At 73.2% G+C, this 12951-nt stretch carries 10 protein-coding genes; 9 read left to right on the top strand and 1 reads right to left on the bottom strand.

Annotated features, from left to right (window positions below):
* Positions 1 to 95: 95 nt before the first annotated feature.
* On the top strand, positions 96 to 1637 hold the full coding sequence (locus tag AB0I22_RS01120) for a 3-hydroxyacyl-CoA dehydrogenase (RefSeq protein ID WP_363128486.1): 1542 nt from the start codon (positions 96 to 98) through the stop codon (positions 1635 to 1637).
* Positions 1638 to 1639: 2 nt separating this feature from the next.
* A complete protein-coding gene (locus tag AB0I22_RS01115; RefSeq protein WP_363128485.1) occupies positions 1640 to 2227 on the top strand; it encodes a TetR/AcrR family transcriptional regulator in 588 nt (195 codons plus the stop codon).
* A gap of 356 nt (positions 2228 to 2583) precedes the next feature.
* Here the strand turns inward: AB0I22_RS01115 and AB0I22_RS01110 are convergent, their stop codons facing one another.
* Positions 2584 to 3081: an Lrp/AsnC family transcriptional regulator gene (locus tag AB0I22_RS01110; protein ID WP_363128484.1), complete on the bottom strand. Its 498-nt coding sequence runs from the start codon at positions 3079 to 3081 to the stop codon at positions 2584 to 2586.
* 188 nt (positions 3082 to 3269) lie between these two features.
* On the opposite strand from AB0I22_RS01110, the gene pdhA reads away from it, so the two are divergent.
* The 7 genes from pdhA to AB0I22_RS01075 all read left to right on the top strand — a co-directional run bounded on the left by pdhA (position 3270) and on the right by AB0I22_RS01075 (position 12531).
* Positions 3270 to 4484: a pyruvate dehydrogenase (acetyl-transferring) E1 component subunit alpha gene (gene pdhA / locus AB0I22_RS01105; RefSeq protein WP_363128483.1), complete on the top strand. Its 1215-nt coding sequence runs from the start codon at positions 3270 to 3272 to the stop codon at positions 4482 to 4484.
* The gene (locus AB0I22_RS01100) at positions 4481 to 5527 is read left to right on the top strand and encodes an alpha-ketoacid dehydrogenase subunit beta (RefSeq protein ID WP_363128482.1); all 1047 of its coding nucleotides are present in this window, start codon (positions 4481 to 4483) and stop codon (positions 5525 to 5527) included. Before pdhA ends, AB0I22_RS01100 begins: the two co-directional genes overlap by 4 nt.
* Positions 5527 to 6969: a dihydrolipoamide acetyltransferase family protein gene (locus AB0I22_RS01095; protein ID WP_363128698.1), complete on the top strand. Its 1443-nt coding sequence runs from the start codon at positions 5527 to 5529 to the stop codon at positions 6967 to 6969. The genes AB0I22_RS01100 and AB0I22_RS01095 overlap by 1 nt, the downstream gene beginning before the upstream one ends.
* A gap of 112 nt (positions 6970 to 7081) precedes the next feature.
* Positions 7082 to 8152, top strand: a complete 1071-nt coding sequence (locus AB0I22_RS01090) for a DUF6457 domain-containing protein (protein ID WP_363128481.1) — start codon at positions 7082 to 7084, stop codon at positions 8150 to 8152.
* Positions 8149 to 10230, top strand: coding sequence for a molybdopterin molybdotransferase MoeA (locus AB0I22_RS01085; RefSeq protein ID WP_363128480.1), 2082 nt, complete (start codon positions 8149 to 8151; stop codon positions 10228 to 10230). Before AB0I22_RS01090 ends, AB0I22_RS01085 begins: the two co-directional genes overlap by 4 nt.
* Entirely contained in the window at positions 10227 to 11318 is a 1092-nt protein-coding gene (locus tag AB0I22_RS01080) for a potassium channel family protein (protein WP_363128479.1), read from the top strand. Before AB0I22_RS01085 ends, AB0I22_RS01080 begins: the two co-directional genes overlap by 4 nt.
* 235 nt (positions 11319 to 11553) lie before the next feature.
* On the top strand, positions 11554 to 12531 hold the full coding sequence (locus tag AB0I22_RS01075) for an NAD(P)H-quinone oxidoreductase (RefSeq protein WP_363128478.1): 978 nt from the start codon (positions 11554 to 11556) through the stop codon (positions 12529 to 12531).
* Positions 12532 to 12951: the final 420 nt, after the last annotated feature.

Genomic DNA, 12951 nt, shown 5'->3' with positions numbered 1-12951 from the left:
GGAACGGTGACAACACCGCTAGATTAACCGAACGATCGGTCGGGGCAAGGGGGCCTGGCGAACCTGTGGACAACTCATCGGGGAGGATCAGCGGCATGACCGCAATCGACCGCAGCAGCACCGTCACCGGCACCGTCGCCGTCGTCGGGACCGGCACCATGGGCCAGGGAATCGCCCAGGTCGCACTGGTCGCCGGCCACCCGGTCCGGCTGTACGACGCCGCGCCCGGCCGCGCCGCGGAGGCGGCGGCGTCCATCGCCGCGCGCCTCGACCGCCTCGTCGAGAAGGGCCGGCTCACGGCCGCCGACCGCGACGCGGCCCGCGACCGCCTCCGCCCGGCGGCGGCGCTCGCCGAACTCGGCGACGCCGAGCTCGTGGTCGAGGCGGTGGTGGAAGAACTGGCGGTCAAACAGAAGCTGTTCACCGAACTCGAAGAGTTCGTGACGGACGCCTGCCTGCTCGCCACCAACACCTCCTCCCTCTCCGTGACCGCCGTCGCGGGAGCGCTGCGGATACCCGGCCGCTTCGTCGGGCTGCACTTCTTCAACCCGGCGCCGCTGCTGCCGCTCGTCGAGGTGGTCCGCGGCTCCGCCACCGAGGACGCCGCCGCCGACCGGGCGTGCGCGACGGCCGCCGCCTGGGGCAAGACCCCCGTGCGCTGCGCGGACACCCCCGGCTTCATCGTCAACCGGATCGCCCGGCCCTTCTACGCCGAGGCGTTCCGCGTGTACGAGGAGCGCTCCGCCGACCCCGCCACCATCGACGCGGCGCTGCGCGAGAGCGGGGGCTTCAAAATGGGGCCCTTCGAACTGACCGACCTCATCGGCCAGGACGTCAACGAGGCCGTCACCCGGTCCGTATGGGAGTCCTTCTCCCAGGACCCGAAATTCACGCCCTCCCTCGCCCAACGCCGCCTCGTCGAATCCGGGCTGCACGGGAGCAAGTCGGGCCGCGGCTGGTACGACCACGGCCCGGACGCCGCGCCCCCGGCCCCGCACACCGCCGAGCCCCGCACGGCCCCGCGCGAGGTCACGATCGAGGGCTCCCTGGGCCCCGCGGACGTGCTCCGCGAGCTGATCGAGGAAGCCGGAGTCAAGGTCGTAGGGGAAGACGACCCGGCGGAGCTGGCGAGCCAGGCGGGCTGCGTCGTGCTGCCCGGCGGGGCGCGGCTGCTGCTGTGCGACGGCGGCACGGCTTCGGGCTACGCGTCGTCCGGCACGCACATCTACTTCGACCTGGCACTCGACTACCGGGCCGCCACCCGGATCGTCCTCGCTCCCGGGGACTCCGCCGCGGCCGCGGACGTGGACGAGGCGATCGGCCTCTTCCAGGCGCTCGGCAAGCGGGTCAGTGTGATCGACGACGTCCCCGGCATGATCGTGGCCCGTACGGTCGCGATGATCGCCGACTTCGCGCTCGATGCGGTGGCACGCGGCGTGGCGGGCCCGGAGGACGTCGACATCGCCATGCGGCTCGGCGTGAACTACCCCGGCGGGCCGCTGGAGTGGGCCGGCCGGCTCGGCGCGACATGGCTGGAGGGCGTCCTGGACGCGCTGCACTACGCGTATCCGACCGGCCGCTACGGGCCCTCCACGGCGCTGCGCCGCCGTGCGTCCGCCGAGGAGCAGGTGCTCTAATCATGACCATGACCAAGCGCGACACCTATACGCCCGAATCGCTGCTCGCGGTCGCCGTCCAGGTGTTCAACGAGCGCGGCTACGACGGCACCTCCATGGAGCACCTCTCCAAGGCGGCCGGAATCTCCAAATCCTCCATCTACCACCACGTCAAGGGCAAGGAGGAGCTGCTCCGCCTCGCCATAGCCCGCGCGCTGGACGGCCTCTTCGGAATCCTCCAGGAGCCGGGCGCGACCGAGGGGCGCGCGGTCGAGCGGCTGGAGTACGTGACCCGGCGCACCGCCGAGGTGCTGATGGCCGAGCTGCCGTACGTCACCCTGCTGCTGCGCGTACGGGGCAACACGGACACCGAGCGGTGGGCGATGGAGCGGCGGCGCGAGTTCGACCAAGAGGTCGCGGAGCTGCTGAAGCGGGCCGCGGCCGATGGCGATCTGCGGACGGACGTGGACGAGCGGCTCGCTACCCGGCTCCTCTTCGGCATGATCAATTCGATCGTCGAGTGGTACCGGCCGCACAACGGCGTGACGACCGACGACCAGCAGGTGGCCGACGCGGTGGCCCGGATGGCCTTCAAGGGGTTGCGCACGTAGCTCCGCCCGCGCTCGGCGGGCGAATGGTGCCGATGGTGCCGCCCGTGAGGTCGTACGGTTCCCAACTCGGTGGGCGAACGGTGCCGGGCTCGGCTGGTGCGCGGTTTCCGGCTGGGCGAGGGCGGGGGACGCGGCCTGACAGTCGTACAGCCCCGGGCTCGGCTGGTGCGCGGTTTCCGGACGGGTGGGGGCGGGGGCGCGGCCTGACGGTCGTACAGCCCCTGGCTTGGCGGGCGGGCGGTTCGCGGCCTGGCGGGGGCGCGGCCTGGCGGGGGCGCGGCCTGGCGGGGGCGGGCGCGCGGCCTGCGTCCCGCGCGCCCTCGCTCTTCGTGCGCCCCTCGCGTCCCCCTACGCGCCTACAGCAGCCCCTGGTTCTCCTGGAGGTCGGTCTCCTCGAAGACCAGCAGGGTGCGGGTGCTCAGGACCTCCTCCATCGACTGGAGGCGGGTGAGGACCAGCTCGCGCAGGGCCCGGTTGTCCTCGGTGTGGACGAGGAGCAGCACGTCGAAGTCCCCGCTGACCAGCGCGATATGGGTGGCGCCCGGCAGCGCTTGCAGTTTCTCGCGCACGCTGCGCCAGGAGTTCTGGACGATCTTCAAGGTGATGTACGCGGACGCGCCCTGACCGGCGCGTTCCTGGTCGACGCGGGCGCTGAAACCCCGGATGACCCCGTCGTCGATCAGCCGGTTGATACGTGCGTAGGCGTTGGCGCGCGAGATGTGCACGCGCTCGGCCACCGACCGTATCGAGGCGCGGCCGTCGGCCTGGAGCATGCGCAGGATGTCGCGGTCGATGTCGTCGAGAGGCCGGGCGGGCGGCCTGCCGCCTGATCCGGCCATCTGTTCGTCCCGCATGCCGTCGTGCCTTCCGCTGATGGACGTACTGCTCTTATCTCAGGCTGTGGAGAACCGTTTGTCCACAGGCTCGGGTCGCCTGTAGCCAAAATGTGCCGGCGACCGAACAATCGGTAGGGAGAGCGGGGCGGCTACTCGGCCCGGCCCTCAGCGTGCTCCCAGCCCGCCCATACGAGGAGGTGCTCGACATGACGGTCCTTGAGCAGCCCGGCTCCTACCGGCCCGCACCGCCGCCCGCCTGGCAGCCGCGCACCGACCCCGCGCCGCTGCTGCCCGACGCGGAGCCGTATCGCCTGCTGGGCACCGACGCCGTCGAGAAGCTGGACGCGGAGCTGCTGCGTCGGCTGTACGGGCAGCTCGTGCGCGGCCGCCGCTACAACACCCAGGCCACGGCCCTCACCCGGCAGGGCCGGCTCGCGGTCTACCCCTCCTCCACCGGCCAGGAGGCGTGCGAGGTCGCGGCAGCGCTCGTGCTCCAGGCCCAGGACTGGCTCTTTCCCAGCTATCGCGACACCCTCGCCGTCGTCGCCCGCGGCCTGGACCCGGTGGCGGCGCTGACGCTGCTGCGCGGCGACTGGCACACCGGTTACGACCCGCGTGAGCAGCGCATCGCACCGCTCTCCACGCCGCTGGCCACCCAGTTGCCGCATGCCGTGGGGCTCGCGCACGCCGCGCGGCTGGCGGGGGACGACGTCGTCGCGCTCGCCATGGTCGGCGACGGCGGCACGAGCGAGGGCGACTTCCACGAGGCGCTGAACTTCGCCGCGGTCTGGCGGGCGCCGGTCGTCTTCTTCGTGCAGAACAACGGCTTCGCGATCTCCGTGCCCCTCGCCAAGCAGACCGCGGCCCCCTCCCTCGCGCACAAGGCGGTCGGCTACGGCATGCCCGGACGGCTCGTGGACGGCAACGACGCGGCCGCCGTCCACGCGGTGCTCGGCGAGGCCGTCGAGCGGGCTCGGAGCGGCGGCGGCCCGACCCTGGTGGAGGCCGTCACCTACCGCGTGGAGGCCCACACCAACGCGGACGACGCCACTCGCTACCGCTCCGACTCCGAGGTCGAGGCGTGGCGTGCGCATGACCCGATCGCGCTGCTGGAGGGCGAGCTGACCAGGCGCGGCCTGCTCGACGACGAGGGGATACGGGCCGAGCGGGACGCGGCCGAGCGGATGGCCGCCGACCTGCGCGACCGTATGAACGACGATCCCGCGCTCGACCCGATGGACCTTTTCGCGGACGTCTACGCGGAGCAGACCGCGCAGCTGCGGGAACAGGCGGCCCAATTGCGGGACGAGTTGGCGGCCGAGCAGCAGTCCGAGCAGCAGTCCGAGCAGCAGGGCGGACCGACGGCCGAGCCGACGGCCGAGCGGTCGGCCGGGCAGCCGTCGGAGGGGGAGCGACGATGACGACTACGGCAGTGGAGACCGCTCGCGGCACCGCCCGCAAGCCCGCGACGATGGGGCAGGCGCTGACCCGGGCGCTGCGGGACGCCATGGCAGAGGACCCGGCCGTCCACGTGCTCGGTGAGGACGTCGGCACGCTCGGCGGCGTCTTCAGGGTCACGGACGGGCTGGCCGAGGAGTTCGGCGAGGACCGCTGTACGGACACCCCGCTGGCGGAGGCCGGCATCCTCGGGGCCGCTGTGGGCATGGCGATGTACGGGCTGCGCCCCGTCGTGGAGATGCAGTTCGACGCCTTCGCCTACCCGGCGTTCGAGCAGCTGGTCAGCCACGTCTCCCGGATGCGCAACCGGACGCGCGGCGCGCTGCCGATGCCGATCACCGTGCGGGTGCCGTACGGGGGCGGGATCGGCGGGGTCGAGCACCACAGCGACTCCTCCGAGGCGTACTACATGGCCACGCCGGGGCTCCACGTGGTCGCCCCCGCCACCGTCGCCGACGCGTATGGGCTGCTCAGGGCCGCTATCGCCTCCGACGACCCGGTGGTCTTCCTGGAGCCGAAGCGGCTGTACTGGTCCAAGGCCGACTGGTCCGCCGACCGGCCGGAGCCGGTGGACCCGATCGGCCGGGCGGCCGTACGCCGGCCCGGCACGTCCGCGACGCTGATCACCTATGGGCCGTCCGTACCCGTATGCCTGGAGGCGGCCGAGGCCGCCACCGCCGAGGGCTGGGACCTGGAGGTCGTCGACCTGCGTTCGCTGGTGCCCTTCGACGAGCAGACGGTGTGCGCGTCCGTACGACGCACCGGGCGGGCGGTCGTCGTCCATGAGTCGCCCGGATTCGGCGGGCCGGGCGGGGAGATCGCCGCGCGGATCACGGAGCGGTGCTTCCACCATCTGAACGCGCCGGTGTTGCGGGTGGCGGGGTTCGACATCCCGTATCCGCCGCCGATGCTGGAGCGGCATCACCTGCCGGGCGTGGACCGGGTGCTGGACGCCGTGGCCCGGTTGCAGTGGGAGTCCGAGTGGACCGAGGGCGGTGGTCGGTGATGGCCGTGGTGCGCGAGTTCACCCTGCCGGACCTCGGCGAGGGGCTTACGGAGGCGGAGATCGTCCGCTGGCTCGTCGAGGTCGGCGACGTGGTCGCCGTGGACCAGCCGGTGGTCGAGGTGGAGACGGCCAAGGCGATGGTCGAGGTGCCGTGCCCGTACGGGGGCGTGGTGACGGCCCGCTTCGGAGAAGAAGGGTCGGAACGGCCGGTCGGCGCACCGCTGTTGACGGTCGCGGTGGGGGAGCGGGCCGGGGGTGGCGGCGCGGGTACGGGCGCCGCTAGTCCGGGCACGGCTGGGGGCGTTGCTTCGGGCGCGGCCGGTGAGGGGGCGGTCGGCGGTGAGGGTTCGGGCAATGTGCTTGTCGGCTACGGCACGGCCGCTCCGGCGGCGCGTCGCCGCCGGCTCCTCCCCTCGGCCGGGCGGCTGCCGGTGAACGGCGGCTCCGGCGGGGCCACCGGTTCTGCTGGTGCCATCGGCCTTACGGGTGTGGGTACGAGTTCGGGTTCGGGTTCGGGGCCCGCTACGGGTACGGGTCCCGCTACGGCGGCTGGGCCGGTGGCGGTGATCTCGCCGTTGGTGCGGAGGATCGCGCGGGAGCGCGGTGTGGATCTGCGCGAGGTGGCCGGGTCCGGGCCGGAGGGGCTGATCCTGCGCTCGGATGTCGAGGGCGCGGTACGGGAGAAGGGCGCGAAGGAGAGCGCGGAGCCGGTGGCCGGCGTGCCGGCCGCTCTGGGTGCGGCATCGGACAAGGGCGTGGAGCGCGTACCGCTGCGGGGAGTGCGGGGAGCGGTGGCGGAGAAGCTGGCGCGGAGCCGCCGGGAGATCCCCGACGCGACGTGCTGGGTCGACGCCGACGCTACCGAACTGCTGGCCGCGCGGGCCGCGATGAACGCCGCCGAGGGCCCCAAGGTCTCGCTGCTGGCAGTCCTGGCCCGTATCTGTACGGCCGCGCTCGCGCGGTACCCCGAGCTCAACGCCACGGTGGACGCGGACGCGCGGGAGATCGTGCGGCTGCCGGGCATTCATTTGGGGTTCGCCGCGCAGACGGACCGAGGGCTGGTCGTACCCGTCGTGCGGGACGCGCAGGCGCGCGACGCGGTGTCGCTGTCCGAGGAGATCGCCCGGCTCACGGAGGCGGCCCGGGCCGGTTCGCTGAGCCCGGCGGAGCTGACGGGCGGCACGTTCACGCTGAACAATTACGGGGTGTTCGGGGTGGACGGTTCGACGCCGATCATCAACCACCCCGAGGCGGCGATGCTGGGCGTGGGCCGCATAGCGGCCAAACCGTGGGTGGTGGACGGGGAGTTGGCGGTACGGAAGGTGGTGCAGCTGTCCTTCACCTTCGACCACCGGGTCTGCGACGGGGGCGCCGCCGGGGGCTTCCTGCGGTACGTGGCCGACTGCGTGGAACGGCCGGCGGTACTGCTGCGGTCGCTCTGAGCCGTCGCCGCTCTGATCCTCGGTGTGCCAAGAGCGGGGTTCCGATCAGGGATTTCGGGGGTGAAGGAGGGCAAGGGGGCGGGGGAGGCCCGGGGGTGGTGATACTCGGGGTATGAGTGGTTATGACGCCGTGGTGCTGGCCGGTGGCGCGGCGCGGAGGCTGGGCGGGGTCGACAAGCCCTCGGTGCGCGTGGGCGGGCGGACGCTGCTGGACCGGGTGCTCGGTGCCTGCGCGGACGCCGGGAGCGTCGTCGTCGTGGGTCCCGAGCGGCCGACCGGTACCGCGGTGGCCTGGACGCGGGAGGAGCCGGCCGGTGGCGGGCCCGTCGCGGCGCTCGGGGCCGGAATGCGGTGCGTACGGGCCGAGACCGTGGTCGTGCTCTCCGCCGACCTGCCCTTCCTGGACGGGGAGACGGTGCACCGGCTGCTCGCGGCCCTCGACGGAGACGGCGGGCTTGATGGGTTCGTCGGGCTCGGTGGGTTCGACAGGTCTGGTGGTGCCGGTGGGCTCGGTGGGTCTGACAGGTCCGGTGGGGCCGACGGGCTCGGTGGGTCCGACGGGTCCTATGGGGCCCATGGGTCCGGCAGGTCCGGCGGGTTCGACCAGCCCGGCGGGCCCGATGAGCCCAATGAGCCCAATGAGTCTGGTAGGTCGGATGGGCCAGATGGGATCGATGAGCCCGGTGGGTTGTTCGATGGCGCGCTGCTCGCTGATCCCGGTGGGCGCGATCAGCCGCTCGTCGCCGCCTACCGCACCGAGCCTTTGCGCAAGGGGCTCGCGCGGCTCGCCGCCGAGCACGGTTCGCTCACCGGCCTGCCGCTGCGGCTGCTGACCGCCGGGCTCTCGCTCACCCGGCTGCCGCACCCAACCGCCTCTCTCGACTGCGACACCTGGGAGGACATCACCGCGGCACGCGCGCGGATCAGGGACGATGGGAATGTGTTGGATGAATGGATTGCCGCAGTCAAGGCCGAACTGGGTATCGAACTCGATGTCGACACGGCCGCCCTCCTCGATCTCGCGCGGGACGCCGCACACGGCGTGGCCCGGCCCGCCGCGCCGCTGACCACCTTCCTCGTCGGTTACGCCGCCGCTCAGCAGGGCGGTGGCGCCGAAGCGCTCGCCGAGGCGACGCGCAAGGCGTCCGCGCTCGCGACGCGCTGGGCCGAAGAGCCGGAATGAGCGACCGGGAGGCGGACGCCGCACTGGACCGCGCCGCGGATGAGGCACTGGCGTTGCTGTCCGGCGATCGCAACGACCGCCACGGTCGAAGTGAGGCCGGTGACGGCGCTGCCACCGATGGCGGCGCCTGTGAGGCCAGTGGGGTGGAGGAGGCCGACGCGGCGGACGGCTCCGACGCCCGTACGCGTACACGTACATGTGCACGTGCGCGTACGGACGACGACCGGGCCGCCGCCGCCGACCATTCGCGTTCGGGCGAACCGCATGCCCCCGCCCCGCACGCCAACCTCGCCTGGGCCGACGCCCGTACCCGTGCGGCGCGGGCGGTGCGCGTACTGGAACCGGTGGTGAAGGACCTCCCCGACGCGCTCGGCCACGTACTGGCCGAACCCCTCGCCGCCCTCACCGATCTGCCTCCCTTCGACACCTCCGCCATGGACGGCTGGACCGTCGCCGGCCCCGGCCCCTGGCGCATCGCCGCCGACGGCCCCGGCATCCTCGCCGGTCACGCCCGTACCGAACCGCTCCCCGACGGCCGGGCGGTCCGTATCGCCACCGGCGCCCGCGTACCGCCCGGCGCGACCGCCGTCCTGCGCAGCGAACACGGCACCGTCTCGGAGCCGGGCCCGGCGGGTGCGTCGGGCGCGGCGGACGAGGCGGCCTGGCTCCACGCGGCCCGAACCGTGACCACCGGTCAGGACATCCGCCCGCGCGGCCAGGAGTGCCGCAGCGGCGACCAGCTCCTGCCGGCGCGTACGTTCGTGACGCCGGCCGTGCTGGGGATGGCGGCGGCGGCCGGTTACGACGCGCTGCGCGTCGTGCCGCGGCCCCGCGTCGAGGTGCTCGTGCTGGGCGACGAGCTGCTGGACGAGGGGCTCCCCCGCGACGGCCGCATCCGCGACGCCCTCGGCCCGATGCTCACCCCCTGGCTGCGGTCCCTCGGCGCGGAGGTCGTCGCCACCCGCCGCCTCAAGGACGACTCCGAAGCGCTGTACGAGGCCGTCGTGGCCTCCGGCGCCGACGTGATCGTCACCACCGGCGGCACCGCCTCCGGGCCGGTCGACCACGTGCATCCGACGCTGCGCCGCGTCTTCGCCGAATCCCTCGTCGACGGCGTCGCGGTACGTCCCGGCCACCCCATGCTCCTCGCCCACCTCGTACCGCACCGTCACCTCATCGGCCTCCCCGGCAACCCGCTCGCCGCCGTCTCCGGCCTGCTGACCCTCGCCGGCCCCCTGCTCCGTACGCTCGCGGGCCGCGCGGCGCCCGTCCCGTACCGTGCACCGCTCACCGAAGCCGTCCACGGCCACCCCGAGGACACGCGCCTCGTCCCCGTCGCCTACGCGCAGGACGAGGTGCGGCCGTTGCGGTTCCACGGCCCCGCCATGCTCCGCGGCATCGCCGCCGCCGACGCGCTGGCGATCATCCCGCCGGGCGGGGTGGGGCGAGGGGCCGTGGTCGAGACGCTGGATCTGCCGTGGGGGGCGGGGAGCGACGTGGCCATGGCCGTCGCCCATGCCGATGCCGATGCCGATGCCGCTGTCAACCTTGCCGACTTCGGCGGTTCGGGCGGCACGAGTGGGTCGGGTGGTGTGAGTGGGCCGAGTGGTGTGAGTGGGGCGAGTGGGCTGGGCGCGCTGGGCTGGCAGGGCGTTCTCGACGGGCCCGACGGGCAGGGTCTGCCGGGCGGTACGAGCGGACCCGGCCGGCCGGGCGAACAGTTCCGACAGGACTCCACGGCTACGGACGACCTGCGCTGGGCGTACGAACCCGAACCGCAGAAACGGCCGCAGGAAGGGCTGTGGGAACGGCCGCGGGAACCCCAGCAAGAACGCCCGCAAGAACGCCCGCAAGAACGCCCGCAGGAACGCCCGCAGGAACAGTCGGCCAAGCGGCCGGCTGAACGGTCGAGCGCACACCCGTCCCCACAGCCGCCGTCCCCGCACCCGCCCGCATGGCCCGCTGAGCAGCTGATGGGGCGGCCGACCGGGCGTTCCGGCGGCCGTGACAGGCTGGACACCCCGCGCCGACTGGACTCCTCGCTGCCGTTCGGCCCCGACTCCGGAGCCCTCTCGTGAAGTTGCCCGCCCACGACGCGGCCGCTCGGCAGGATCCCGGCGAACCGCCGGCCGCGCACGCGGACCCTCAGAACAGCGGGTACCGCGTCCAGCTCCCCCGGCAGAGCGTGGGGCCGCTGCGGCAGGTCATACGCCGGCTGCTCATGGCGCTGCTCGTGATGGTCGCGACGGTTTTCATCGTCTACGCGGACCGCGGCGGTTACCACGACAACGCCGACGGCAGCGTCGACTTCCTCGACGCCGTCTACTACTCCACCGTCACCCTGTCCACCACCGGATACGGCGACATCGTCCCGTACAGCGACAGCGCCCGGCTGTCCAACGTGCTCCTCGTGACGCCGCTCCGCGTCCTGTTCCTGATCATTCTGGTCGGCACCACCCTTGAGGTCCTCACCGAGCGCACCCGTGAGCAGTGGCGTCTTACCCGTTGGAGGTCCGCCTTGCGCGATCACACCGTCGTCGTCGGCTTCGGCACCAAGGGCCGGTCGGCCGTGCAGACCATATGCGCGACCGGGCTGGCCAAGGAGCGGGTCGTGGTGGTCGACCCGAGCCCGAAGGCGATCGAGTCGGCGATCGGGCACGGTTACGCGGGCGTCGTCGGCGACGCGACGCGCAGCGACGTGCTGCTGCGCGCCGAGGTAGAGAAGGCGCGGCAGATCATCATCGCGACGCAGCGCGACGATACGGCCGTACTCGTCACGCTCACCGCGCGCCAACTCAACCGCGCCGCGAACATCGTCGCGGCCGTGCGCGAAGAGGAGAACGCGCCGCTGCTGCGCCAGTCCGGCGCGGACTCCGTGATCACGAGCGCGAGCGCGGCCGGCCGGCTGCTGGGGCTGTCCGTGCTGAGCCCGAGCGCGGGCACGGTCATGGAGGACCTGATCCAGCAGGGCAGCGGCCTCGACATAATGGAACGGCCGGTGGTGAAGGCCGAGGTCGGCAAGTCCGTACGGGACACGGACGACCTCGTCGTGTCCGTACTGCGCGGCCACCGCCTGCTCGGCTACGACGACCCGGAGGCGAGCCCGCTCAAGGCGACGGACCGCCTGATCACGATCGTACGGGCGCGACCGGCGACCCTCCGGTAGGTCCCTGCCCCGGCCCCCGGACCCGGCCTCGGTCGCGGCGGCCCTCCGGCAGGCTCCGGCCCCGGACCCGCGCCCCCTCCGGCAGGCCGCTGCGCGCGGACGGCGAGGCGGCCCGGCGAGGAGCCCCGCGAGAAAGGTCCCCCGCAAGGGCCCGACGAAGGCCGGGCAGCGGGCGTCGAGAGCGCGTGGAGCGGGGCCCAGGACGTCCCCGCCGCCCCGGAGTAGCCTCGCGAGCATGTATGCGATCACCATTCCTGAACCCGGTGGACCCGAGGCCCTGGTCTGGGCCGAGGTTCCGGACCCCGTGCCCGGTGAGGGCGAAGTGCTGGTCGAGGTCGTGGCCAGCGCGGTCAACCGCGCCGATGTGATGCAGCGGCAGGGCTTCTACGACCCGCCGCCCGGCGCCTCCCCCTACCCGGGCCTGGAGTGCTCGGGCCGGATCGCCGCGCTGGGGCCCGGCGTGCACGGCTGGGCGGTCGGCGACGAGGTGTGCGCGCTGCTGGCGGGCGGCGGCTACGCCGAGAAGGTGTGCGTACCGGCCGGGCAGCTGCTGCCCGTACCCGACGGCGTCGACACCGTCACGGCCGCCGGGCTGCCGGAGGTCGCGTCCACCGTGTGGTCGAACGTCTTCCTCACCGCCCATCTGCGGCCCGGCGAGACGCTTCTCGTGCACGGCGGCTCCAGCGGCATCGGCACCATGGCCATCCAGCTGGCGAAGGCGGTCGGCGCGCGCGTCGCCGTCACGGCGGGCGGGGCGGCGAAGCTGGAGTGCTGCCGCGAACTGGGCGCGGACATCCTCATCGACTACCGGGAGCAGGACTTCGTCGAGGAACTGGCGAAGGCGACCGGCGGCGCGGGCGCGGACGTCATCCTCGACATCATGGGCGCGAAGTACCTCGACCGGAACGTGCAGGCCCTCGCCGTCAACGGCCGGCTCGTGATCATCGGCCTCCAGGGCGGGCGCAAGGGCGAGCTGAACCTCGGCGCGCTCCTCGCCAAGCGGGCCTCGGTCACGGCGACGTCCCTGCGCGGTCGGCCGCACGAGGAGAAGGCGGAGATCGTCGCGGCGGTCCGCGAACACGTGTGGCCGCTGATCGCCGGCGGCCGCGTGAAGCCGGTCGTGGACCGCACGCTTCCGATGCGCGAGGCGGCCCAGGCGCACGAGGTGCTGGAGGGCAGTTCGCACGTGGGCAAACTGCTGCTCACGACCTGAGCCCGAGTCGGCCGGCTCCAACTCGCGTTGAAGCAGCTGAAGCAGCTGAAGCAGCTGAAGGCAGCTGAAGAACCGAGGTGAGGCCGGCCGGGTAGCGGGGAGCAGGCGGTGCGTCCGAGATGCCGGTTCTGTTGTGACATGTGACTCTTGGACCGGACATGACGGCTCGGTACGGGAGGCTCACAGCCGTGGCTCCAGCACTTCGTTCGCTCCCCGCGGTCGGCCTGTTGACCGTCGGCGGACTCTGCCCCGCACTGATCCTCGGCCCTGCCCTGTTGCTCGGCCCCGCCGCGTACGCCGCTTCGACCGTGCCCGCCACGCCCGCCGCCGAACGCTCGTCGGCCCCGGGCGCGGTACGTACGGACGCACCGGTGAGTACGAGCGCTCCGGCGCGTAAGGGCCCGGCGGACCGGTTCGGGG

The organism is Streptomyces sp. NPDC050610 (assembly GCF_040654875.1).
Taxonomy (GTDB): Bacteria; Actinomycetota; Actinomycetes; order Streptomycetales; family Streptomycetaceae; genus Streptomyces.
This window is presented reverse-complemented; position numbering and strand designations above follow the sequence as displayed.